At 62.7% G+C, this 24,722-nt stretch carries 21 protein-coding genes and 3 tRNA genes; 5 read left to right on the top strand and 19 right to left on the bottom strand.

What is annotated here, in order from left to right:
- The first annotated feature begins 45 nt into the window (after positions 1-45).
- A complete protein-coding gene (locus MAFF_RS02175; protein ID WP_010909269.1) occupies positions 46-981 on the top strand; it encodes a Gfo/Idh/MocA family protein in 936 nt (311 codons plus the stop codon).
- A gap of 305 nt (positions 982-1,286) precedes the next feature.
- Here MAFF_RS02175 and MAFF_RS02170 read toward each other — a convergent pair whose 3' ends face one another.
- The 14 genes from MAFF_RS02170 to tuf form a co-directional block, all read right to left on the bottom strand.
- Positions 1,287-1,952 (bottom strand): O-methyltransferase, encoded by a 666-nt coding sequence (locus MAFF_RS02170; protein ID WP_010909268.1) that lies wholly within the window; start codon positions 1,950-1,952, stop codon positions 1,287-1,289.
- A 209-nt stretch (positions 1,953-2,161) separates the two neighbouring features.
- Positions 2,162-6,358, bottom strand: coding sequence for a DNA-directed RNA polymerase subunit beta' (gene rpoC, locus MAFF_RS02165; protein ID WP_010909267.1), 4,197 nt, complete (start codon positions 6,356-6,358; stop codon positions 2,162-2,164).
- 131 nt (positions 6,359-6,489) lie between these two features.
- Positions 6,490-10,626: a DNA-directed RNA polymerase subunit beta gene (rpoB, locus tag MAFF_RS02160; protein WP_010909266.1), complete on the bottom strand. Its 4,137-nt coding sequence runs from the start codon at positions 10,624-10,626 to the stop codon at positions 6,490-6,492.
- Positions 10,627-10,876: 250 nt separating this feature from the next.
- A complete protein-coding gene (rplL, locus tag MAFF_RS02155) occupies positions 10,877-11,254 on the bottom strand; it encodes a 50S ribosomal protein L7/L12 (RefSeq protein WP_010909265.1) in 378 nt (125 codons plus the stop codon).
- Positions 11,255-11,308: 54 nt separating this feature from the next.
- Complete coding sequence (gene rplJ / locus MAFF_RS02150) at positions 11,309-11,827, bottom strand: 50S ribosomal protein L10 (RefSeq protein ID WP_010909264.1); 519 nt, start codon at positions 11,825-11,827, stop codon at positions 11,309-11,311.
- Positions 11,828-12,220: 393 nt separating this feature from the next.
- Positions 12,221-12,919, bottom strand: a complete 699-nt coding sequence (rplA, locus tag MAFF_RS02145) for a 50S ribosomal protein L1 (protein WP_010909263.1) — start codon at positions 12,917-12,919, stop codon at positions 12,221-12,223.
- A 4-nt stretch (positions 12,920-12,923) separates the two neighbouring features.
- Positions 12,924-13,352, bottom strand: coding sequence for a 50S ribosomal protein L11 (gene rplK / locus MAFF_RS02140; protein WP_010909262.1), 429 nt, complete (start codon positions 13,350-13,352; stop codon positions 12,924-12,926).
- A gap of 170 nt (positions 13,353-13,522) precedes the next feature.
- Positions 13,523-14,050, bottom strand: a complete 528-nt coding sequence (gene nusG, locus MAFF_RS02135) for a transcription termination/antitermination protein NusG (RefSeq protein WP_010909261.1) — start codon at positions 14,048-14,050, stop codon at positions 13,523-13,525.
- Positions 14,051-14,079: 29 nt separating this feature from the next.
- A complete protein-coding gene (gene secE, locus MAFF_RS02130) occupies positions 14,080-14,283 on the bottom strand; it encodes a preprotein translocase subunit SecE (RefSeq protein ID WP_010909260.1) in 204 nt (67 codons plus the stop codon).
- Between the two features lie 363 nt (positions 14,284-14,646).
- Positions 14,647-14,722 (bottom strand) — tRNA-Trp (locus MAFF_RS02125).
- An 82-nt stretch (positions 14,723-14,804) separates the two neighbouring features.
- Positions 14,805-15,356 carry a putative glycolipid-binding domain-containing protein gene (locus MAFF_RS02120; protein WP_010909259.1) on the bottom strand — a complete coding sequence of 184 codons (552 nt, stop codon included), beginning with the start codon at positions 15,354-15,356 and terminating at the stop codon, positions 14,805-14,807.
- A gap of 28 nt (positions 15,357-15,384) precedes the next feature.
- Positions 15,385-15,867 (bottom strand): group II truncated hemoglobin, encoded by a 483-nt coding sequence (locus MAFF_RS02115; RefSeq protein WP_010909258.1) that lies wholly within the window; start codon positions 15,865-15,867, stop codon positions 15,385-15,387.
- Between the two features lie 96 nt (positions 15,868-15,963).
- Positions 15,964-17,628, bottom strand: a complete 1,665-nt coding sequence (locus MAFF_RS02110) for a hypothetical protein (protein WP_010909257.1) — start codon at positions 17,626-17,628, stop codon at positions 15,964-15,966.
- A gap of 156 nt (positions 17,629-17,784) precedes the next feature.
- Positions 17,785-18,960, bottom strand: a complete 1,176-nt coding sequence (gene tuf / locus MAFF_RS02105) for an elongation factor Tu (RefSeq protein ID WP_010909256.1) — start codon at positions 18,958-18,960, stop codon at positions 17,785-17,787.
- 294 nt (positions 18,961-19,254) lie between these two features.
- On the opposite strand from tuf, the gene MAFF_RS02095 reads away from it, so the two are divergent.
- Both MAFF_RS02095 and MAFF_RS39735 read left to right on the top strand, forming a co-directional pair.
- A complete protein-coding gene (locus MAFF_RS02095; protein ID WP_010909255.1) occupies positions 19,255-20,142 on the top strand; it encodes a DMT family transporter in 888 nt (295 codons plus the stop codon).
- 111 nt (positions 20,143-20,253) lie between these two features.
- Entirely contained in the window at positions 20,254-20,391 is a 138-nt protein-coding gene (locus tag MAFF_RS39735; RefSeq protein ID WP_162034338.1) for a hypothetical protein, read from the top strand.
- 159 nt (positions 20,392-20,550) lie between these two features.
- Here the strand turns inward: MAFF_RS39735 and MAFF_RS02090 are convergent, their stop codons facing one another.
- The gene (locus tag MAFF_RS02090; RefSeq protein WP_010909253.1) at positions 20,551-20,808 is read right to left on the bottom strand and encodes a GlsB/YeaQ/YmgE family stress response membrane protein; all 258 of its coding nucleotides are present in this window, start codon (positions 20,806-20,808) and stop codon (positions 20,551-20,553) included.
- 130 nt (positions 20,809-20,938) lie between these two features.
- Here MAFF_RS02090 and MAFF_RS02085 point away from each other — a divergent pair, with 130 nt between their 5' ends.
- Positions 20,939-21,397: a YidB family protein gene (locus tag MAFF_RS02085; RefSeq protein WP_044547505.1), complete on the top strand. Its 459-nt coding sequence runs from the start codon at positions 20,939-20,941 to the stop codon at positions 21,395-21,397.
- Positions 21,398-21,476: 79 nt separating this feature from the next.
- Here the strand turns inward: MAFF_RS02085 and MAFF_RS02080 are convergent.
- Positions 21,477-21,550: transfer RNA gene (locus tag MAFF_RS02080), tRNA-Gly, on the bottom strand.
- A gap of 90 nt (positions 21,551-21,640) precedes the next feature.
- Positions 21,641-21,725 (bottom strand) — tRNA-Tyr (locus tag MAFF_RS02075).
- Positions 21,726-21,927: 202 nt separating this feature from the next.
- On the opposite strand from MAFF_RS02075, the gene MAFF_RS02070 reads away from it, so the two are divergent.
- Positions 21,928-22,776, top strand: a complete 849-nt coding sequence (locus tag MAFF_RS02070; protein WP_044547503.1) for a TrmH family RNA methyltransferase — start codon at positions 21,928-21,930, stop codon at positions 22,774-22,776.
- Between the two features lie 116 nt (positions 22,777-22,892).
- On the opposite strand, the gene MAFF_RS02065 is transcribed toward MAFF_RS02070, so the two are convergent.
- On the bottom strand, positions 22,893-23,810 hold the full coding sequence (locus MAFF_RS02065; protein WP_010909249.1) for a 2-hydroxy-3-oxopropionate reductase: 918 nt from the start codon (positions 23,808-23,810) through the stop codon (positions 22,893-22,895).
- A gap of 104 nt (positions 23,811-23,914) precedes the next feature.
- Positions 23,915-24,712: a hydroxypyruvate isomerase gene (gene hyi, locus MAFF_RS02060; protein WP_010909248.1), complete on the bottom strand. Its 798-nt coding sequence runs from the start codon at positions 24,710-24,712 to the stop codon at positions 23,915-23,917.
- Positions 24,713-24,722 lie beyond the last annotated feature (10 nt).

Below are 24,722 nucleotides of genomic sequence, written 5' to 3'. Positions count from 1 at the left end.
TCCTTTCGCACCTAGAAAAATCTGTCCTTCCATTCCGGAGCCCCCATGTCGTCAAACAACAACCCCATCAACATAGGCATCGTCGGCGTCGGCAAGATCGTCCGCGACCAGCACCTGCCGGCGCTGGCGAAAGACCAGAATTATCGCCTCATCGCCGCCGCCAGCCGGCATGGCAAGGTCGACGGCATCCCGAACTTTCCGACCATCGAGGCGATGCTCGACGCGGTGCCGGAGCTTGAGGCCGTCTCGCTCTGCATGCCGCCGCAATTCCGCTACGATGCCGCGCGCACCGCGCTAGAGGCAAAGAAGCATGTCTTCCTGGAAAAGCCGCCGGGCGCCACGGTCAGCGAGGTCGAGGATCTGAAAGTGCTCGCCGGGAAAAACGGCGTCTCGCTATTTGCCAGCTGGCACTCGCGCTATGCGCCGGCGGTGGAGGCCGCGCGCGGTTTTCTCGCATCGACCCAGATTCGGTCGGCGGCTATCGTCTGGAAGGAAGATGTCCGCCGCTGGCATCCGAACCAGGAGTGGATCTGGGCGCCGGGCGGCTTCGGCGTCTTCGATCCCGGCATCAACGCCCTGTCGATCGCAACCCACATCCTGCCGGCGATGTTCATCACCTCGGCCGTGCTCGACTTTCCGGAAAACCGCGCCGCCCCGGTCGCGGCGCAAGTCACCTTCCGCACCTCGAACGGATTGCCGGTGGCGATGGATCTCGACTGGCTGCAGACCGGCCCGCAAAGCTGGGACATCCTGGCCGACACGGATGCCGGCAAGATGGTGCTTTCCGGCGGCGGCTCGAAACTCGCGATCGACGGCCGTATCGTGCATGAGGAGCCAGAAGCGGAATACCCCATGCTCTACAAGCGCTTCGCCGAGATCGTGCGCGCCGGGACTTCAGACGTCGATCTCGCGCCGCTACAGCATGTCGCCGACGCCTTCATGCTTGGCAAGCGCAATGTGGTCGAGGCGTTTTTCGACTGATTTGTGCACGCGACGGGATCGCGGACCCGGCTGGAATGCACGCCCGTGCCAGATCGACCCCCACTCCGTCTCGGCTACGCCGAGCCACCTCTCCCCCGATTGACGGGGTAGAGGAAGGGCGCGAACCTATTGCCGCCAACGCTCGTCCAGCGCGGCTTCCTTTCCCTCCGGAAGGGGGAAAGGTGGCGCTGCGAAGCAGCGACGGATTGGGGGAAGCCGGTCGTCAAAACGAACAGCCGCTGACAAGCGAGCACGACCGAGTTGGTCTGACATCAGCGTCATTCAGACAATCACGAGTGGGATGATCACTCGACAATCGCAATCGCGAAGCCATCATAGCCCTTGGCGCCGACTGTCTGGATGGCGGTGCCATCCAGACGCTTGTCGCCGCCGATGAATGAGAACGCCGCCCGGGCGCCTACGACATTGGCGTCATGGCCACCGCCGTCGAGCACCGCGCCGTCGCGGATGACGTTGTCGCAGATTATCACCGTCCCCGGGCGCGAAAGCCGCATGGCCCCGGACAGGTAGTTCGGGTTGTTCGGCTTGTCGGCGTCGATGAAGATGAGATCGAACGGCCCGGCATTTTCAGCACTTAGCGCGGCCAGCGATTTAAGGGCCGGCCCGACCCGCAGTTCCACTTGGTCCGACACCCCTGCCCGTTCGAAATTCGACCGCGCGACCTTGGCGTGATGCGGGTCGAGTTCAAGCGTCACGATCTTGCCGTCCATGGGCAAGGCGCGCGCCATCCAGATCGTCGAATAGCCGCCCAGCGTGCCGATTTCGAGGATCTTCTTCGCACCCCGAATGCGCGCCAGCAGTGAAAGCAGCTTGCCCTGCGCTGGCGAGACGTCGATCGGTGGCAGGCCCTGGTCGCGATTGGCGGCCAGAACGGCGTCGAGGGCGAGGTCCGCGTCGAACAGGGCATCGACGATGTAGTCGTCGACAGCCGCCCAGGTCTTCGTGCTCATCGTTTCTTCTCCGATCAAAAGCCGAAACGCGAAAATGTGGCCCCGGGGCCTTTCTTGCCGCCATGGATACCAACTTCGCCACGCTCCGGAAAACAAAAAAGCCGCCGGGTTACCCCGACGGCCTTGTTGCCTGAGATTTACTGCTTTTTCCGGCGCAATTCCCGTGGGAAAACCGTTTTACACTTTTCCTGGGATTGCTCCCGCCGCGCTTACTGCGCGGCGGTTGTCATATCGGCCAGCATCGGCTCGGCGACTTCCACACCGGAGGCCTTGCGGCGCTCGTCGATGATCAATTCGTCACGCGAGGTGGCGATGCGCCGGATCTGGCTCATCGTGCCGCCCGTACCGGCCGGGATCAGCCGGCCGACGATGACGTTTTCCTTCAAGCCCTGCAGCATGTCGGTCTTGCCGGCAACCGCGGCTTCCGTCAGCACCCTGGTCGTCTCCTGGAAGGAGGCGGCCGAGATGAAGGACGGCGTCTGCAGCGAGGCCTTGGTGATGCCGAGCAGCACCGGCTGACCTTCGGCCGGCTTCTTGCCGTCCTCGATCAGGCGCTCGTTGACCTCTTCCAGTTCGATCACGTCGACGTGGTCGCCCGGAATGTAGGTCGAGTCGCCCTGCGTGGTGATCTCGACCTTCTGCAGCATCTGGCGAACGATCACCTCGATGTGCTTGTCGTTGATCGACACGCCCTGCAGGCGGTAGACTTCCTGGATCTCGTTGACGAGGTAGGAAGCAAGTGCCTCCACGCCCTTGATCGCCAGGATGTCGTGCGGCGCCGGATTGCCGTCGAGGATGTAGTCGCCCTTCTCGATGACGTCGCCGTCCTGGAGATGGAACGGCTTGCCCTTCGGGATCAGGTATTCGACCGGCTCGAGCGTCGAGTCATGCGGCTCGATGATGATGCGGCGCTTGTTCTTGTAGTCGCGGCCGAAGCGGATCGTGCCATCGATCTCGGCGATGATGGCGTGATCCTTCGGACGACGTGCCTCGAACAGTTCGGCAACACGCGGCAGACCGCCGGTGATGTCCTTGGTCTTGGCGCTTTCCATCGGGATACGCGCCAGCACGTCGCCGGGACGAACCTGCGCACCCGGCTCGACCGAGAGAATGGCCTCGACCGAGAGCAGGAAGCGGGCATCGCCACCCTTCGACAGCTTGCCGACCTTGCCCTTGGCGTCCTGAACGACGATCGCCGGCTTCAGATCGTTGCCGCGCGGCGTCGAACGCCAGTCGATGACCTCACGCTTGGTGATGCCGGTCGACTCGTCGGCCGTTTCCTGGACGGAAATGCCGTCGACCAGATCCTCGAACGCCACCCTGCCCTCGATTTCGGTGAGGATCGGGCGGGTGTAGGGATCCCACTCGGCGATACGCTGGCCGCGCTTCACCTTGTCGCCATCGTCCACGAAGATACGCGAACCATAGGTGACACGGTGCGTGGCGCGCTCCTTGCCGGCTTCGTCGAGGATCAGCACCGCCATGTTGCGGCCCATGACCATCTGCTGGCCGTCCGAGTTGCGCACCACGTTGCGGTTGCGGATCTCGACCTTGCCCTCATAGGAGGCTTCAAGGAACGAGCTATCCACCACCTGCGCGGTACCGCCCATGTGGAAGGTACGCATGGTGAGCTGGGTGCCCGGCTCGCCGATCGACTGCGCCGCGATGACGCCGACCGCTTCACCCTGGTTGACCGGGGTGCCGCGCGCCAGATCGCGTCCGTAGCAGACCGCGCACACGCCGACCCTGACCTCGCAGGTCAGTGCCGAGCGGATGCGGACCGACTGGACGCCGGCCTTTTCGATCTGCTCCACGTCACGCTCGTCCATCAGCGTTCCGGCCTTGACCAGCAGATCGCCGGTCACCGGATGGTTGATGTCGTCGAGCGCGGTGCGGCCCAGCACGCGCTGGCCGACCGAAGCGACAACCTGACCGGCATCGACGATCGGCTGCATGGTGAGGCCCTTGTCGGTGCCGCAATCCACGGAGTTGACGATGCAGTCCTGCGCCACGTCGACCAGACGGCGAGTGAGGTAACCCGAGTTCGCCGTCTTCAAGGCGGTGTCGGCCAGACCCTTGCGGGCGCCGTGGGTCGAGTTGAAGTACTCGAGCACGGTCAGGCCTTCCTTGAAGTTCGAGATGATCGGCGTCTCAATGATTTCACCCGAGGGCTTCGCCATCAGGCCGCGCATGCCGGCAAGCTGACGCATCTGGGTGGGCGAGCCACGCGCACCGGAGTGCGACATCATGTAGATCGAGTTCATCGGCTTCTGACGGCCATTGTCCTCGAACTCGACCGCCTTGATGCGGGCCATCATCTCGTCGGCGACCTTTTCCGAGCACTTGGCCCAGGCGTCGACGACCTTGTTGTACTTCTCGCCCTGCGTGATCAGGCCGTCATTGTACTGCTGCTCGTATTCCTTGGCCAAAGCCTCGGTGTCGGAGACCAGCTTGATCTTGCTGTCCGGGATCAGCATGTCGTCCTTGCCGAACGAAATGCCGGCACGGCAGGCGTGAGCGAAGCCGAGCGCCATGATGCGGTCGCAGAAAATGACCGTCTCCTTCTGACCGCAATGGCGGTAGACGGTGTCGATCATCTTGGAGATGTTCTTCTTGGTCATCTCCTGGTTGGCGGTCTCGTAAGGCACATTGACGTTCTTCGGCAGAAGCTCGCCGATGATCATGCGGCCAGGCGTGGTGTCGTGGATCTTCGACACGACCTTGCCTTCGGCGTCGACGGTGCGGAAGCGGCCCTTGATCTTGGCGTGCAGCGTCACCGCCTTGGTCTCGAGCGCGTGCTGGAGTTCGCCCATGTCGGCAAACACCATGCCCTCGCCCGGCTCGTTCTGGTTGACGATCGAGAGATAGTAGAGACCCAGAACCATGTCCTGCGACGGCACGATGATCGGCGCGCCGGAAGCCGGGTGCAGGATGTTGTTGGTCGACATCATCAGCACGCGGGCTTCAAGCTGCGCTTCCAGGGACAGCGGCACGTGGACCGCCATCTGGTCGCCGTCGAAGTCGGCGTTGAAGGCCGTGCAGACCAGCGGGTGCAGCTGGATCGCCTTGCCTTCGATCAGGATCGGCTCGAACGCCTGGATGCCGAGGCGATGCAGCGTCGGCGCGCGGTTGAGCAGAACCGGGTGCTCGCGGATGACCTCGTCGAGAATATCCCAGACTTCCGGACGCTCCTTCTCGACCAGCTTCTTGGCCTGCTTGACGGTCGAGGAGTAACCCTTGGCGTCGAGACGGGCGTAGATGAAGGGCTTGAACAGTTCGAGCGCCATCTTCTTCGGCAGGCCGCACTGGTGCAGCTTGAGCTCCGGACCGGTGACGATGACCGAGCGGCCGGAATAGTCGACGCGCTTGCCGAGCAGGTTCTGACGGAACCTGCCCTGCTTGCCCTTCAGCATGTCGGACAGCGACTTCAGCGGACGCTTGTTGGCGCCGGTGATGACGCGGCCGCGACGGCCGTTGTCGAACAGTGCGTCGACGGCTTCCTGCAGCATGCGCTTTTCATTGCGCACGATGATGCCAGGCGCGCGCAGCTCGATCAGCCGCTTCAAGCGGTTGTTGCGGTTGATGACGCGGCGATAGAGATCGTTCAGGTCGGACGTGGCGAAACGGCCGCCGTCCAACGGGACGAGCGGGCGCAGGTCCGGCGGGATCACCGGGACCACCTTCATGATCATCCATTCCGGACGGTTGCCGGATTCCATGAAGTTCTCGACGACCTTGAGCCGCTTCAGATACTTCTTCTGCTTCAGCTCGGACGTGGTCGAAGCCAGTTCCGAACGCAGGTCGCCGGCGATCTTCTCCAGATCCATACCGGCCAGAAGGTCATGAATGGCCTCCGCGCCAATCATGGCGGTGAACGAATCCTCGCCATACTCGTCGACGGCGATCATGTACTCTTCCTCGCTGAGCAGCTGGTGCTCCTTCAGCGCGGTGAGGCCAGGTTCGGTGACGATGTAGTTCTCGAAGTAAAGGACGCGCTCGATGTCCTTCAGCGTCATGTCGAGCAGCGTGCCGATGCGCGAGGGCAGCGACTTCAGGAACCAGATATGGGCGACGGGCGCAGCGAGCTCGATATGGCCCATGCGCTCGCGACGGACGCGCGACAGCGTGACTTCGACGCCGCACTTCTCGCAGATGACGCCCTTGTACTTCATGCGCTTGTACTTGCCGCACAGGCACTCATAGTCCTTGATCGGGCCAAAAATGCGCGCGCAGAACAGACCGTCACGCTCCGGCTTGAAGGTGCGGTAGTTGATGGTCTCCGGCTTCTTGATCTCGCCGAACGACCAGGACAGAATCTTCTCAGGGCTGGCCAGTGAGATCCGGATGGAATCGAACACCTGCGCAGGCGCCTGCGGATTGAAGAGATTCATGACCTCTTGGTTCATGCCGTTCTCCTTTTCGGGGTCCTCGAAAACCCCTTGCATCTAGTCGCGGGCCAAACGCCCGCCATCTTTTGTCGGCCACCGGCCGTCGAATTCCTTTGCGCGCCGCAACTTCGTGCGGCGCGCTGTAGCCTTTACTCGGCCGCGTCGGGCAGCCGGACAGGGGCGTCGTCGAGCTTGGTGTTCTCCAGCTCGACATTGAGGCCGAGAGACCGCATTTCCTTGACGAGCACGTTGAAGCTCTCCGGAATCCCGGCCTCGAACGTGTCGTCGCCGCGCACGATCGCCTCGTAGACCTTGGTGCGGCCGGCGACGTCGTCCGACTTCACCGTCAGCATTTCCTGCAGCGTGTAGGCGGCGCCGTAGGCTTCCAGCGCCCAGACCTCCATTTCGCCGAAGCGCTGGCCACCGAACTGCGCCTTGCCGCCCAGCGGCTGCTGGGTGACGAGCGAGTACGGACCGATCGAACGCGCGTGGATCTTGTCGTCCACCAGGTGGTGAAGCTTGAGCATGTAGATATAGCCCATCGTCACCTTGCGATCGAACGGCTCGCCCGTGCGTCCGTCATAGAGCTGCGACTGACCGCTGGTGTGCAGGCCCGCCTGCTCCAGCATGATGTTGATGTCAGCCTCGTGCGCACCGTCGAACACCGGGGTCGCGATCGAGACGCCGCGGCGCATCTGCTCGCTGAGGCGAACAATGCTCTCGTCGTCATACTCGCGGATCGGCTCGTTGCGGTCATTGGCCGGCATGAAGCTTTCCAGCGTCTTGCGCAGCGGCTTGATGTCGCCCGCCGCCTTGTAGGTGTCGATCAGCTCGCCGATCTTCTTGCCCATGCCCGCGCAGGCCCAGCCCAGATGCGTTTCCAGGATCTGCCCGACATTCATGCGGCTCGGCACACCCAGCGGGTTGAGCACGATATCGGCATGCGTGCCGTCCTCGAGGAAAGGCATGTCCTCGACCGGAACGATGCGCGACACGACACCCTTGTTGCCGTGACGGCCGGCCATCTTGTCGCCCGGCTGCATCTTGCGCTTCACCGCCACGAAGACCTTGACCATCTTCATGACGCCCGGAGGCATTTCGTCGCCGCGCTGCACCTTCTCGACCTTGTCCATGAAGCGCTGTTCGAGCGCCTTCTTGGAGTCGTCGTACTGGCCACGCAGGGCTTCCAGTTCGCTCTGGAGCTTTTCATTCTCCACGGCAAACTGCCACCACTGCGAACGCGGATACTCGTCGAGCGTGTCCTTGGACAGCGTCGAGCCCTTCTTGAAGCCCTTCGGTCCAGCGATCGCTTCCTTGCCGACGAGCACGTCGGAAAGACGCGCGTAGACGTTGCGGTCCAAAATGGCCTGCTCGTCGTCGCGGTCCTTGGCGAGGCGTTCGATCTCCTCGCGCTCGATCGCCATGGCGCGCTCGTCCTTCTCCACACCGTGGCGATTGAACACGCGCACCTCGACGACGGTGCCGAAAGTACCCGGAGGCATGCGCATCGAAGTGTCGCGCACGTCGGAAGCCTTTTCACCGAAGATGGCGCGCAGAAGCTTTTCTTCCGGCGTCATCGGGCTCTCGCCCTTCGGCGTGATCTTGCCGACCAGGATGTCGCCCGGCTGCACTTCCGCGCCGATATAGACGATGCCGGCTTCGTCGAGGTTCTTCAGCGCTTCTTCCGAAACGTTCGGAATGTCGCGGGTGATTTCCTCCGGACCAAGCTTGGTATCGCGCGCCATGACCTCGAACTCCTCGATGTGGATCGAGGTGAAGACGTCGTCGGCGACGATGCGCTCGGAGAGCAGGATCGAGTCCTCGTAGTTGTAGCCGTTCCACGGCATGAACGCGACCAGCACGTTGCGGCCGAGCGCCAAATCACCGAGCTCGGTCGACGGACCGTCGGCGATGATGTCGCCCTTGTTGACCCGGTCACCCATGCGCACCAGCGGACGCTGGTTGATGCAGGTGTTCTGGTTCGAACGCTGGAACTTCATCAGCCGGTAGATGTCGACGCCGGACTTGCCCGGATCGAGATCTTCCGTCGCGCGGATAACGATACGCGTCGCGTCCACCTGGTCGACGATGCCGCCGCGGCGGGCGCCGATGGCGGCGCCGGAGTCACGGGCAACGATCGGCTCCATGCCGGTGCCGACAAACGGCGCCTCGGCGCGCACCAGCGGCACGGCCTGACGCTGCATGTTCGAGCCCATCAGCGCACGGTTGGCGTCGTCGTTTTCCAGGAACGGGATCAGGGCCGCGGCCACCGACACCATCTGCTTGGGCGACACGTCCATCAGGTCGACATTCTCGCGCGGCGCCATCATCACTTCGCCGGCACTGCGGCAAATGACGAACTCGTCGACGAAGCCGCCATTCTTGTCGAGCTCGGCGTTGGCCTGCGCGACATGGTGCTTGGCTTCTTCCATCGCCGAGAGATAGACGACGTCATTGGTCAGCTTGCCATCGACGATCTTGCGGTACGGGCTCTCGATAAAGCCGTACTTGTTGACGCGCGCGAAGGTGGCCAGCGAGTTGATCAGACCGATATTCGGGCCTTCCGGCGTCTCGATCGGGCAGATACGGCCGTAATGCGTCGGGTGCACGTCGCGCACTTCGAAGCCGGCGCGCTCGCGGGTCAGACCGCCTGGTCCAAGCGCCGACAGGCGGCGCTTGTGGGTGATCTCCGACAGCGGGTTGGTCTGGTCCATGAACTGCGACAGCTGCGAGGAACCGAAGAACTCGCGCACGGCGGCGGCCGCCGGCTTGGCGTTGATCAGGTCCTGCGGCATCACCGTGTCGATCTCGATCGAGGACATACGCTCCTTGATCGCGCGCTCCATGCGCAACAGGCCGACGCGGTACTGGTTCTCCATCAACTCGCCGACGGAACGCACGCGGCGGTTGCCGAGATTGTCGATGTCGTCGATCTCGCCCTTGCCGTCGCGCAGTTCGACCAGCGTCTTGACCACGGCCAGGATGTCTTCCTTGCGCAGCACGCGCACGGTGTCCTCGGCCTTGAGCTCGAGGCGCATGTTCATCTTGACGCGGCCGACAGCCGACAGGTCATAGCGCTCTGAGTCGAAGAACAGCGAGTTGAACATGGCTTCGGCGGTCTCGAGCGTCGGCGGCTCGCCCGGGCGCATGACACGATAGATGTCGAACAGCGCGTCCTGGCGGCTCTCGTTCTTGTCGACGTTGAGCGTGTTGCGGATATAGGCGCCGACATTGACGTGGTCGATGTCGAGAACCTTGATCTCCTGCTCGCCGGTGCCAAGCAGCACCTTCAGGGTCTTCTCGTCGATCTCGTCGCCGGCTTCAAGGAAGATCTCGCCGGTGGCGTAATTGACGATGTCCTCGGCCAGGTAGTTGCCGAGCAGATCCTCGTCGGTCGCCTTGATCGCCTTCAGGCCCTTCTCACCGAGCTGGCGCGCCTGACGGGCGGTGATCTTCTTGCCGGCCTCGACAACGATCTCGCCCGTATCGGCATCGACCAGGTCGCCGACGGCCTTGAGGCCGCGGAAACGCTCGACGTTGAACGGAATACGCCAGTGGTCGCCGGCGCGCACATAGGTGATCTTGTTGTAGAAGGTCGACAGGATCTCTTCGCCATCCATGCCGAGCGCCATCAACAGCGACGTCACCGGAATCTTGCGGCGGCGGTCGATGCGGGCGTGCACGACGTCCTTGGAATCGAACTCGATGTCGAGCCACGAGCCGCGATAGGGAATGACGCGCGCGGCAAACAGAAGCTTGCCCGACGAGTGCGACTTGCCTTTGTCGTGGTCGAAGAAGACGCCCGGCGAACGGTGCATCTGCGAGACGATGACGCGCTCGGTGCCGTTGACGATGAAGGTGCCGTTCAAGGTCATGAGCGGCATGTCGCCCATGTAGACGTCCTGCTCCTTGATGTCCTTGATCGACTTGGCGCCGGTATCCTCGTCGATATCGAACACGATGAGGCGCAGCGTCACCTTCAGCGGCGCGGCATAGGTCAGGTCGCGCTGACGGCATTCGTCAACGTCGAATTTCGGTCCTTCGAACTCGTACTTCACGAACTCCAGCATCGAGGAGCCGGAAAAATCGGAGATCGGGAAGACCGACTTGAAAACAGCCTGCAGTCCCTCGTCCGGACGGCCGCCCTTGGGCTCGTCCACCATCAGGAACTGGTCATAGGATGCCTTCTGAACCTCGATCAGGTTCGGCATCTCCGCAACTTCCGGAATCTTTCCGAAGAACTTGCGTACGCGTCTGCGGCCATTGAAAGTCTGGGTCTGGGCCATCGTCGCTCCTTAGCTCTAAACTCGGGGCGGACCTCGCCGCGGTCCGCCTTGCATACCGAGCCACCTGGGCGGCGGCTCTCTGTCTGTTCTCCGTTCGCCTTTCGGCGGCCGGCTAAAACGGGAGAAAACCCGTTTCCTGAAGGCCAGTTGCGGCCCTCAGGAAAGAGGTTCTCGTACATCTCGCGCTACGCGTCCTCCCTCCAGGCGAAGGGAGTGGCGGACGGCGCGAGGCCGCCCGCCGCTTTTACGCTTACTTCAGGTCGACCTTGGCGCCGGCTGCTTCCAGCTGGGCCTTGAACTTGTCAGCGTCGGCCTTGGAAACGCCTTCCTTGACCGGCTTCGGAGCCGCTTCGACCAGGTCCTTGGCTTCCTTGAGGCCAAGACCGGTGATGGCGCGGACTTCCTTGATGACGTTGATCTTCTGAGCGCCAGCGTCGGTGAGGACGACGTCGAATTCCGTCTTTTCCTCGGCCGGAGCGGCAGCAGCGGCAGCGCCGCCAGCAGCGGCAACCGCCACCGGAGCAGCAGCCGAAACGCCCCACTTTTCTTCCAGAAGCTTCGACAGCTCGGCCGCCTCGAGGACGGTCAGCTTCGAAAGGTCGTCTACGATCTTTGCGAGATCAGCCATTGTTGTATTCCTTCGTTAGGTTCGAACGTGTGTTTTTGATAGCGAGGAACGGCCTCATGCCGCCTCGTCCTTCCGGGCGTAAGCGCCGATGACGCGCGCGACCGAGGCCGCTGGCGCATTGACGATCTGGGCGATCCGGGTTGCCGGCGTGGCGATCATGCCAACCAGCTTGGCGCGCAGCTCATCGAGCGACGGAAGTGTGGCGAGTGCCTTCACACCGTCGGCATTGAGCGAGGTGGTGCCCATTGCGCCGCCGAGAATGACGAGCTTGTCATTTCCCTTGGCGAAATCGGACGCGACCTTCGGCGCCGCAATCGGATCCTCCGAATAAGCAATCAGCGTCTGTCCCTTGAACAGGTCGATGATCGATGCGGAGTCCGTGCCCTGAAGAGCGATTTTGGCGAGACGGTTCTTCGCGACTTTAACGGTGCCACCGGCGGCGCGCATTTTCGACCGAAGGTCGTTCATTTGCGCGACGGTGATACCGGCATAGTGGGCCACGACCACTGAACCTGCGTTTCCGAACGCTTCGTTCAGGCCCGTGACGAGTTCGCGTTTTTCCGCTCTGTCCACTGCCTATCTCCAGTTGACCCCAATCCCGTCAATGAGAACATCTCATTTCGAGGACAGGCGTCGGGTTGCCTTTTTGCCGGCCGGGCCATCCAGTAACGGATCTCCCGAACGACGCTCGAGGATCCTGCCCCCTTTCGCCACACCGACGGACAAGCCGGCGGTGCGCAGACAAAAGGCAAACACGGTTCGAACCTTTCATTGGAGCACTCGCTCCGTTGTCGGGTCTTCACCCGTCTCATGCAGGCCCACATGAATTAAGGCTTTTGGGCCGCCTGCAATCTCGGACAGGATGTCCGGAAGCCTTTCGACTTCCGGTACCGGGCCCAGGAAAAATCCAAGGCCCGGAATTCAGTCACGGATCGGCCTTCTTGCGGCCGATCCAAATGGTCTTAATCAGGACGCTGCGAGCGTCGAGACGTCGAGCTTGAGGCCCGGGCCCATCGTCGAGGTGACCGACACCTTCTTGACGTAGTTGCCCTTGGCGCCAGCCGGCTTTGCCTTGGTCACCGCATCGGCGAAGGCGCGGATGTTCTCTTCCAGCGCCTTGACGTCGAACGAAACCTTGCCGACGCCGGCGTGAACGATGCCGGCCTTCTCGACGCGGAACTCGACCGCGCCGCCCTTCGATGCCTTGACGGCAGCGGCGACGTCGGTGGTGACGGTGCCAACCTTCGGGTTCGGCATCATGCCGCGCGGGCCGAGCACCTTACCGAGACGGCCGACCAGCGGCATCATGTCCGGCGTGGCGATGCAGCGATCGAAATCGATCGTGCCCTTCTGGACGATGTCGACCAGGTCCTCCGCACCGACGATGTCGGCGCCGGCGGCCTTGGCTTCCTCGGCCTTGTCACCACGGGCGAACACGGCGACGCGAACCGAGCGGCCGGTGCCGTTCGGCAGGTTGACCACGCCGCGCACCATCTGGTCGGCATGGCGCGGGTCGACGCCGAGGTTCATGGCGACTTCGACTGTCTCGTCGAACTTGACCGAGGAACGGTCCTTGAGCAGCTTCAGCGCTTCACCCAGGGCGTAAGCCTTGTTGGGATCGATGCCTTCGCGGGTCTTCGATACACGCTTTGCAATCTTTGCCATGATCTCAGCCCACCACTTCCAGACCCATCGAGCGGGCGGAGCCCTCGACCATGCGCATGGCCGCCTCGACGTCGTTTGCGTTCAGATCCTTCATCTTGGCGGTCGCGATTTCGCGCACCTTGTCGCGCGAAACGGTGCCAGCCTTGACCTTGCCCGGCTCCTTCGAGCCCGACTTCAGGTTCGCGGCCTTCTTCAGGAAGTAGCTCACTGGCGGCGTCTTCATGACGAAGGTGAACGACTTGTCCTGATAGTAGGTGATGACGACCGGAACCGGCGATCCCTTTTCCATTTCCTGGGTCTGCGCGTTGAACGCCTTGCAGAACTCCATGATGTTGATGCCGCGCTGACCAAGCGCCGGGCCGATCGGGGGCGACGGCGTAGCCGAACCCGCGGAGACCTGAAGCTTGAGCTGGCCTGCAATTTTCTTAGCCATCTCTTTTCCTGCCTTTGTCTATGCCGGCCCCATCTTGGGAACACCGGCGGTTGCAGTCTGGTGGTGCGGTTCGCGTGGCCGGCTAAAGCCACATTCGCCTCCCACCGTTCTCAGGCCATGCGTTTCCGCACCGCCTCCCCTGATCGCCAGACGGCATCAGGGATTTCGGATCAGCCCTTTTCGACCTGTCCGAATTCCAGATCGACAGGCACGGCGCGCCCGAAGATCGAAACTTCCACCTTGAGCCGCGCCCGCTCCTCGTCCACTTCCTGGACGAAGCCGTTGAACGACGCGAAAGGACCGTCCGAAACGCGGATCGCCTCGCCGATCTCGAACGTGACCGAGGGCTTCGGCCGCTCGACGCCTTCCTGCACCTGGTTCAGGATGCGCTGCGCTTCCGCCTCGGTGATCGGCACCGGCTTGGAGTCGCCGAGAAAGCCGGTGACCTTCGGCGTGTTCTTCACCAGCGAGAACACGGCGTCGGTCAAATTGGCCTTCAGGAGCACATAGCCCGGGAAGAATTTGCGCTCGGCATCGACCTTGCGGCCACGACGAACCTCGACCACCTTCTCGGTCGGCACCACGATCTGCTCGATATCGGCGGACAGGCCCTTCTGCTTGGCCTTGTTCTCGATATCCTCGGCGACCTTCTTTTCAAAGTTCGAATAAGCGTGGACGATGTACCAGCGCGCAGCCATTTTTTTAGACTTCTCCGTAGTCGCCGGACTTAGCGTCCAATGCCCAGAATCTGTTCGATCGCGAGGCCCATCAACTGATCGGCGCTAAAGAAAAAGATCATCGCAATCACGGCGAAGGCCAGAACCATCACCGTCGAGATCATCGTTTCGCGCCGCGACGGCCAAGTCACCTTGGCGGTCTCCGAGCGAACCTGCTGGAGAAAGACGAAAGGATTTGTGGTTTTCGAAGCCATATGCCGCTCTGTCTTCAAGACCCGTTTGGCCGGGCCCCCTGGATGATCCCGCTGGCCGGGACGTGCCGCCTGAGCTCAGTCTCGCGCCGAATCAGCGCAATCATTTCGCCCATGCAAATCAGACGCGTAAAGCCGGCTTCCCAGCTCCACGCGTCGCGTGTCTGTTCTGTCTACATAAAACCGATTCTTGATCCACGCAAGTGGCAAGTGTCCGCTTTATGACCAAACGCCGCCTCGGAACCATCCAGTCGTTCCGTCCCGGCTATGGCGCCCTTATGCCCCAATCGGGCTAATATGGCAAGCGTGTCGCCGATTTTCAAAGGGCGGTCCGCGGAAATATCGTTTCTGATCGCCATTTTGAAATGGCACGGGCAGCAGGGCTCGAACCTACGACCTGCGGTTTTGGAGACCGCCGCTCTACCAACTGAGCTATGCCCGTATCGTGCGCGCCTCGGCGCAGCAGGGGCTTCCTAAAAGCTTCCGCGCTCTCTGTAAAGAGTGGTTTGCATGCAAACGCGCCTTCATCCCCTTTGCCAGAAATCGGGATAGGTGACGACCAGCCCATCGCGGTCGATCTCGAGTTCGCGCCTGAAATCGCTGGCGCGCGTTTCATAGAGGTATCGCCTGCCCTCATCGAGGCAAGTGTAGCGCTGCGGGTTACTCGCGACGGTGAGCGCCGGGAATTCGATAAAGGCGGTGGTGATCTCGGCGCTCTGCCCGTTGGAAAGCCGCAAGCGCCGGATCGGCAGCGTGTTGGTGAACGGGGTGACGGTCAGATCAGGGTCGAGCACGCCGTCGAGTTCGGGCACGGGAAGGCCGTCCCGGACCCAGCTGTCATCGCCGTCGGAGGCAAGAACCAGCGTCCGGCCGCTGCCGATCATGTCGACCATGACACGCCTGGCGCGCCAGTGCGCGTCGCATTCCATGCGGTAGCGGACGGCAAAAGGGGTTTGGCCGGAGCAAATGACGACGGAGTCGGCCAAAACCTCCCCTGCGCGCTGGCGCAGTTCAAGATGCTCGATACCGGGGCCGTCCCACTCGCGCCAGCGCACGATCTTGAAATCGTCCGACATCAGTCCCGCACTCCGAGGCGGCTGGAAGCTAATTTGTTTCCGGCGGCGTGTACGGCCCGCCCGGCACACCCCAGCCCCAGGCCGGCATCGGCTCGGTTTCGGGATCGCAGGTCTCGCCGAGATTGGAGTTCATCTTGGCCAGCCGCGATCCCCATTCGACATAGCCCATGAAGGCGGAACGGAATTCGGGATCGTCCGGCAAGCCGACCTCGTCGGCTGCGTCGGCGAGCAGGTTGATCCAGCGGCGGCGCTGTTCTTCCGTCAGATGCTTGCCCAGATGATGCATGACCATCTCGCGGTGGCCACCGAATTTCTCGCTATAGGTCTTCGGTCCACCAAAGACCTCGCCGATGAAGGCCGCGACGTGGGAGGGATGATCCGGCGACATCGCCTTGAACACCGGCCCAACGACCGGGTCCTTTGCCACCTTGTCATAGAAGGTCTGCGTCAGCCGATTCAGGGCATCGCTGCCACCGGCCCATTCGTAGAGTGTCGGAACATCCCGGCTCATTGTCGATCCTCCGCCCCGGCGCCATCGGCCGCGACGATAGCGGAAAGATCGAAGGCAGCTCAACCTGCCTCGATGGCCAGCTTCCGAAGCCGCGCTCTACAGCTTTGCTGGCGCGTCGGCTGCCGCATTGGCAGGCGGCAGGCCGCGGCAATTATCGGGCCTGGGAACAGCCTTGCAAATCGTGGCGCCGGTCAGTGCGTCGACCGATTGCGGTCCCGTCGTCAGTCCCGCCTTCAGCATGATGTCCGGTCCGAGCTGGCGCTCGGCCGAGCGCCCCGCGATCGCTTTGAACAGAGCGGGACCGATCGCCATCTCCTCGAGATACGCCTTGACCATCTGCTTCTGTCCCATCGGGTAGAGGCTGAGCCGCGCCTGCGGACCGACAAGCCTTCTCGCGCCGCCGGCAAGCATCAGCGCGCAGGCCGTATCGCACTCGACGCCCGCATCGATGCTCAATCCGGCATAAGCGCCTTCCTTGGCCAGGCAATTCCATGCTCCTGGGTCGCAATCGACGAAATCGGTCCGGCCCACGGCGACGTCGAGCTTCCTTTCGCGGATAATCCGGCCCGCCGCCAGAGCGCCGGCCAGGTCACCTCCCCGTGAGCTGATCACGACAGGCAGGCGCCGATTGCCAAGCGTGGCGAGCAACTGGCGCAGCTTCTGCGGCGTCTGGCTCGTGATCGCGCCTTCCGCCGAGATCCATTCCGGACAGTCTGGATTGCACAGGGGATTGCTGCCGCGAACCACGACAAAGCGCATGTCCGCGCCGGCCTTGGCGGTTTCCGGTCCAGCCGGTACGACATTCCTGGGCCTGCCGGTCGCAGCGGCCGATGGCGTCGCATCGTTTGCAGAGCCCGGCATTTCCCGGCAATTCGCGGCCGGCTGTTGCGGCGCGCACAAGCTTGCGGAGGTCAACAGGTCCACGGCGTCGCGACTGGTCACCAGCTTCATCGCCGTCATGTCGTCGAGCCCGATCTGGCGGATGTCGCTGGCCGGCGTGGCCTTCATCATTTCCAGCACGCCGTCGCCTATCCCCATTTCCCTGAGATAGGCCGAAAGCGTCTTCTCGACCGCCTTGCTCATCTCGTAGGTCTTGTAGCTGCCGGCATTTTTCCGGCTGACCACCTTGGTGTTGATCACCTTCTTCTTGCCGTTCACGATCCGGTAGGTGGTCCGATAGAGCAGCTTCTCACGGCGATATGTGGTGGTGATCTGGTGGACGCCGAGATAGGCGAAGTCTCCGACCACGCGGCGGATACCGCCGGAAAACATCAGCGGACAGGCCGAATTGCACATGGCCCCGTCATCAAAAGCCACGCCGAAATAGTCGGCACCCTTGCCCTTGTTGTCGCTGCAATTCTTCGCCTCCGGCTGGCAGCCGGAAAACACCGTCACGCCGACGGCGATATCGAGCTTGGCCTTACGGATCATCCTGCCAAGCGCGAGTGCGGCATCGACATTGCCGCCGGGCGAGTTGACGACGACGGGCAGTTGCCGTCCCCCGAGCGTTTTGAGCGTGCGCTTGAGCAGCGCCGGCGTGCCCGCCGCGATGGTGCCTTCCGCCGATATCCATTCCGGACAATTGGGCTCGCATCCCGGCGCATTGCTGCGCACGACGGCGAACCGCATCGGCGGGATGTCCAGCGACTGCTCCTGGGCCTGCGCCGGCAGGACGAACAGGACGATGACAGCCAACAGCGCGAGATCTGCCAGCGCTTGCGGCCACCATGCCTTCGCATTGAAACAGCGTCCTGGAACCACTCTTTCGCCAAGCTCCCTCAATGCAACCTATACTAGTTGCGGCGATGGCGCTTGCAACAGGGTGGGCGCAGTTCCGATTTCACGCGGCGACGGAAACGAAAAAGGGCGGCCCGAAGACCGCCCTTTTCTTGTCGATCCGGCTGATGCCGGTCTCGATTATTCCTTGATGGTGACGACGATGCCGGCACCGACGGTGCGCCCGCCTTCACGGATGGCGAAGCGCAGCTTCTCTTCCATGGCGATCGGTACGATCAGCTCGACATCGACCGTGATGTTGTCGCCAGGCATGACCATCTCGGTGCCAGCCGGCAGCGACACGATGCCGGTCACGTCCGTCGTGCGGAAGTAGAACTGCGGACGGTAGTTGGTGAAGAACGGCGTGTGACGGCCACCTTCGTCCTTGGTCAGGATGTAGGCTTCGGCCACGAACTTCTTGTGCGGCTTCACCGTACCCGGCTTGGCCAGGACCTGGCCGCGCTCGACACCTTCACGATCAACGCCACGCAGCAGCGCGCCGATGTTGTCGCCAGCCTGGCCCTGATCGAGCAGCTTGCGGAACATTTCCACGCCCGTGCAGGTCGTCTTGGTCGTCGGACGGATGCCGATGATCTCCAGCTCCTCGCCGACCTTGACCACGCCGCGCTCGACGCGGCCGGTCACGACCGTGCCGCGGCCCGAGATCGAGAACACGTCTTCGATCGGCATCAGGAACGGCTTGTCGAGCGGACGAACCGGGGTCGGGATGTAGGCGTCGACCTGAGCCATCAGCTCGCGGATCGCGTCCTCGCCGATCGTCTTGTTGGAATCCTCAAGAGCAGCCAGCGCCGAACCCTTGACGATCGGAATGTCGTCGCCGGGGAACTCGTTCTTCGACAGAAGCTCGCGAACCTCGAGCTCGACCAGTTCGAGCAGCTCAGCGTCGTCGACCTGGTCGACCTTGTTCAGGAACACCACGATCGACGGCACGCCGACCTGACGGGCAAGCAGGATGTGCTCGCGGGTCTGCGGCATCGGGCCGTCGGCGGCCGACACCACCAGGATCGCGCCGTCCATCTGCGCGGCGCCGGTGATCATGTTCTTCACATAGTCGGCGTGGCCGGGGCAGTCGACGTGGGCGTAGTGGCGGTTGGCCGTCTCGTATTCGACGTGAGCCGTCGAAATGGTGATGCCGCGTGCCTTCTCTTCCGGCGCCGCATCGATCTGGTCGTAGCGCTTGTACTCGCCAAAATACTTCGTGATCGCCGCCGTCAGCGACGTCTTGCCATGGTCAACGTGACCAATCGTGCCGATGTTCACATGAGGCTTAGTGCGCTCGAATTTACCTTTTGCCATAGTCTCTTTCCTTGGACGGCCTTGACCTTCAGTTCAGTCGAATGCGGGGCGATTAGCGACAAAGGCCAAAAAACACAAGCGTCTTTTGGCCGGGTGCCGTCTCACTCAGTCCGAACCTGGGATCCGATTGCGGGGATGTGGCGCTGATATAGGAAGGCGATGGGGGAAATGGAATGGGTGACAGGCCGATCGATCGAGGGCTGCACCCCATGTTCTTGCCGGCCAATTCCTGTCTCGATCACGGCCAGTTGATGGCCCATTGCGGCGGCCGCCGAGGTCTGATCTCCTGACCCCATGCATTTCATCCCTGCCTCGATCCGCGGCCCGCTGTTCATGATCGTTTCGACCGGCTCGTACCTGGTCAACGACACGATGATGAAACTCGCGACCGCGGGGCTGCCGTCCTACGAGGTGCTGTTCCTGCGCGGTGTGGCGGCAGCGCTCTGGGGCTTCCCGCTGTTGTTCCTGCTGGGCTACGGCAAACAGATCCCGCTGATCTTCGACGGCCATGTGCTGCGCAGGAACCTGCTCGAGCTGGCGGCGATCCTTTGCTATGTCGTGGCGCTCGCCAACATGCAGATCGCGGATTCAACCGCGCTCGGACAAATCACGCCGCTGCTGATGCTGGTCGGTTCCTCGATCCTGTTTGGCGAGCGCATCGGCGGCCAGCGCATGGCGCTGATCGGGCTCGGCTTCATCGGCGCGTTGATGGTGGCGCAGCCGACCATGCAAGGCATTTCGGTCTATGCGCTGCTGGCGCTCGGCAATGCCGCGCTGTCAGCCGCGCGCGACCTTGCCGGCAGACGTGTTTCTGCAGAGGTGCCGGGGATGATCGTGGCGATCTCCGCCGTCGTGGTGGTGCTGATCGGAGCGGGTGCGGCGCATCTGGTTTCCGAGCGCTGGGTGATGCCCGAGGCGCGCCATTTGCTGCTGATGGCCGGCGCCGGGTTTTTCCTGATCTTCGGCCACTTCTTCATCTTCATGGCCTATCGCGTCGGGCCAACCAGCGCGGTGGCGCCGTTCTATTACTGCTTCACCGTCTGGGCCGTCATTTCGGGGCTGCTGGTGTTCGGCCAGTTCCCCAATGCGCTGGCGGTCTGCGGCATCCTGCTGGTGGTGGCCAGCGGGCTGACCATCGTCTCGCTGGATCAGCGCAAGCGCCGGCTGACCGTCGTCGCCTAGCATCGGCAGCCGAGCGCCTGTGTCCAATGTTGCGGAGGCCAGATCGATCGTCTATTCGGCGATGTATCGTCTATCCACGACGCCATGATCAATCAGCCAAGGGAGCTCCCCATGACCGATTTTGACCGGAACAAGAACTCCGACACCGAGCACAAGGCCGCCATCCGCAAGTCGCTGGTCGGCTGGGCGATGTTCATCGCCGGAACGCTGATCTTCTTCGCCGCGGCCGATGCAGTGTTGATGCCATAGGCAAGCCCGACACAGGTCTTGCCTCAGTATAAATTCAAAAATTTCAGACGATGCGGCTGGCGCCAAAAGCGGTCCGCCGTTTCACGGCGACCGCTCCAGGCCTTTTGTCTCGACGCAATTCCCGACGGAAAACCGTTTCACACTTTCCCTGGAATTGCTCTAAAGCGTCCGCCTTCCGCTGAATTGATGGTAGGCCCACAGCACGACTATCGCGCCAACCACCGCGACGATCAGGCTGGAGATGTTGAGACCGGTGACACCCACGCCAAAGAGTCGGCTGCAAATCACGCCGCCGACAATGGCGCCGACAATGCCGAGCACGATATCCATGATTAGGCCTTGGCCGGTCTTGTTGACGATCTTGCTGCCCAGGAAGCCGGCGATGGCGCCGAGAATGATCCAGCTGATGATACCCATTTTTTCCTCTCCATCCCCTGCCGACCCGACATTTTCATATGATTGTCAAAACCTCAAGCCAGCTTGAAATTGCGCCCGGATACGCCATTGTTGAAGGTGGGCAGGGCTTGGTCGAGATGGAGGATCCACTATGGGATTTTTTGACAACGCCGTTCCCGGCGGCAACATCACCAAACCGCTGATGATCGCGCTCGGCGCGTTGCTGGTCGGGAAAATGCTGAGCGGCAGAAGTGCCGAACAGCCGGATCAGCCTCAAGCGCCCGCACCTGTCGACCCCGCCGCAACCACCGCCAGTGATGGCGGCCTGCTCGGCGGCCTGGGCGGCCTGCTCGACAAGCTCAAGGATGCCGGCCACGGCAATGTCGCCGACTCCTGGGTCGGCACCGGGCAGAACCAGGCGATCAACGCCAACGATCTCGGCGCCGCACTCGGGCCGCAGGTCATCCGCGAGATCGCGCAGCGGACCGGGCTGGACGAGCAGGAACTGCTCAAGCAGTTGTCCGCCGCCCTGCCCGGCATCGTCGACAAGCTGACGCCGAACGGCCAAGTGCCACAGCAGCACCAGGTGGCGTCGGCATTCAACAGCTGACGCGCTGTGCATTGAAGCCCTGAAGCGCTGCGCGCCTGGTCGCGCAGTGTCTGGGTCTAACGATTATGGGACGAGAATCTGGAGCGGGTAGCGGGAATCGAACCCGCATATTCAGCTTGGAAGGCTGCTGCTCTACCACTGAGCTATACCCGCGCCTTGCACTGAAGTATCGGATTCACCCGAAAAGCGCCATGCACTTTTCGGCCCGATGCTTTTCTCGTTTCAGGGCTTCCGGGCCGGCAGTGGTGGAGAGGGTTGGATTCGAACCAACGTAGGCTAAGCCAACGGATTTACAGTCCGTCCCCTTTAACCACTCGGGCACCTCTCCAGTCTGCCGCCGGAGCCATGCAACGAGGCATTCCTGCCGATCCCGGAGCCCGAGTTGGATATCTTCTCCGAAATCAGCGAAGCGCCTTATGGCGGCAAGGCCAGTGGGTGTCAACCGCGCAGGAAGGGTTTTTCGATGTTGTTCGCCGGCTGCGGCGACGGGCCATATCCTTGGCCGGTGGAGACAGCTATAGAAGCCGGCCATGAGCAACAAGACCAACACCCCCAAAGACACCCATTACGCCAAGCTGCGCCGCGCGCACCGCGACGAGAAGAGCGGTGGCGCGCCGGCATTCCGGCCACGCCAGCCCGTGTCGCCCGGCGAGAACGCCGCCGACGGCCTGGTGCGACTTTATGGACTTCACACGGTGCGGGCGGCACTCGACAATCCGCGCCGCAAGATTCGCAAAATGCTGGTGACCCGCAACGCGGCCGAGCGCCTCGAGATAGAAGATCTTGCCGCCCTTACCTTCAAGGCGGAACTGGTCGAACCCAGGGATATCGACAAGATCACCGGATCGGATGCCGTGCACCAGGGCGTGCTGATCGAGGCGGAGCCGCTGAAGCCCAAGCGCCTCGACGCGCTTGGCGACACGAGGCTGGTGCTGGTGCTCGACCAGATCACCGATCCGCACAATGTCGGCGCCATCCTGCGCTCGGCGGTCGCCTTCGGCGCCGGCGCGCTGATTACCACAGCGCGCCATAGCCCTCAGGAATCGGGCGTTCTAGCGAAATCCGCCTCCGGTGCGCTGGAACATATCGACCAGATCGAGGTGAAGAACCTGGCCGACGCGCTCGGGCAGTTGCACGAAGCCGGCTTCCAGACCATCGGGCTTGATTCGGACGGGCCGGCGGAACTCGAGACAAGCTTTGCCGGCGACAGGATCGCTTTGGTACTCGGCGCCGAAGGCAAGGGCTTGCGCCAGAAGACGCGCGAGACGGTGACGACGCTGGCGCGGCTGGACATGCCCGGCGCCATCCGCTCGCTCAATGTATCGAACGCCGCGGCGGTGAGCCTTTATGCTGCACGGGCGTTCTTGAAGCGCGGCTGAGAGCCGGAAGCGCTCTACAAAAAGACGAGAAACGGGTTCCGGCGACAGCGCGGGAACCCGTTCTTGTGCAGGACAAGAGGTGGCGGCTTGGGAACGTTGCGCCGCCCTCTCCCGGCCTATGCCGCTTTGCCTTTCACTTCGGCCACTGCGCCACCGACCTCGAAATTCGCCATCCGCTCCAGAGCCCTGACCAGAGCCGAGTGATCCTCCCTGGCGCCGCCATTGGCCGCACACGAGTTGAACAGCTGCTGGGTGGTCGAGGTGTTGGGCAACGAGACGCCGAGCGCCTTGGCGCCCTCCAATGCCAGGTTGAGATCCTTCTGGTGCAGTTCGATGCGGAAGCCCGGCGCGAAGGTGCGCTTGACCATGCGCTCGCCATGCACTTCGAGGATGCGTGACGCCGCCAGCCCACCCATCAGCGCCTGCCTGACCCTGGCTGGGTCGGCGCCGGCTTTCGAGGCAAAAACAAGCGCTTCGGCGACGGCTTCAATGGTCAACGCGACGACGATCTGGTTCGCGACCTTAGTGGTCTGGCCGACGCCGTTGGGGCCGACCAAAGTGATGTTCTTGCCCATCTTCTCGAAGACGGGTTTGGCGCGCTCGAAGGCCTTTTCCTCGCCGCCGACCATGATGGTCAGCGACGCCGCTTTGGCGCCGACCTCGCCGCCCGAGACCGGCGCGTCGAGATAGTCGCAGCCGAGTTCGTTGATCTTGCCGGCGAAGACCTTGGTCTCGATCGGCGAGATCGAGCTCATGTCGATGACCAGCTTGCCCCTGGTCAGGCCGGACGCGACGCCATTGTCGCCGAACAGCACATCGGCGACCTGCGGGGTATCCGGCACCATGGTGATGATGATGTCGGCCGCCTTGGCGACGGCGGCGTGGCCGGAGACTGTTTTCAGGCCCTTGGCTACGAGATCAGCCAGCGGCTTCGAGCGATGGTCGCTGGCGATGACCTTATAGCCGGCATCGAGCAGATGCCCCGCCATCGGCGCGCCCATGATGCCGAGACCGATGAAGCCTATGGTTTCCATTGTTTTTCTCCGTCCTTTGTTAGGCCGCGTTCTGTCACGCCCCCCTCTGTCCTGCCGGACATCTCCCCCACGAGGGGGGAAATTGGCTGCTTCGGCGCCGGCCCCTAAGCCGCAGCGCTCCCTTGCCCAGTCAGGTCCCTGAACCAGCCCAGCCCTGCCTCGGTGCCGGCTTTCGGCTTGTATTCGGCCCCGATCCAGCCGGCATAGCCGATGCGGTCGATGTGATCGTAGAGGAAGGGATAGTTGATCTCGCCCGTCCCCGGCTCGTGACGGCCGGGATTGTCCGCAAGCTGGATATGCGCGATGCGGCCGAGGTTGGCCTCGATTTTACGGGCGAGATCCCCCTCCATGATCTGCATGTGATAGATGTCGTATTGCAGGAACAGGTTTTTCGAGCCGACGCGGTCGATCAGCGCCAGTGCCTGGTCCGAGTAGTTCAGGAAGAAGCCTGGAATGTCGCGCGTGTTGATCGGCTCGATCAGCAGCCGGATTCCGACCCGTTCCAGCTTCTCCGCCGCGAAGGCGAGGTTTTCGGCGAAAACATCCTCGAGCACCTTGCGGTCGACGCCGGCGGGCGCGATGCCGGCCAGGCAATTGACCTGCTGGCAGCCGAGCGCCTGTGCGTAGGTGATGGCCTTGGCGATGCCCTGGCGGAATTCCGGCACGCGGTCCGGCAGCACGGCAATGCCGCGCTCGCCCTTGCCCCAGTCGCCGGCCGGCAGGTTGAACAGCACCTGTGTCAGGCCGTTCTTCTTCAGCCTCGCGGCCACCACCTCCGGCGCATGATCGTAAGGGCCGATATATTCGACGCCCTTGAACCCCGCGCGGGCGGCTGCATCAAAGCGGTCGAGGAAATCATGCTCGGCAAAGAGCATGGACAGATTGGCGGAAAAACGCGGCATTCTTTTTCTC

Origin of the sequence: Mesorhizobium japonicum MAFF 303099 (assembly GCF_000009625.1) — a bacterium.
In the GTDB taxonomy this organism is placed as follows: domain Bacteria; phylum Pseudomonadota; class Alphaproteobacteria; order Rhizobiales; family Rhizobiaceae; genus Mesorhizobium; species Mesorhizobium japonicum.
This window is presented reverse-complemented; position numbering and strand designations above follow the sequence as displayed.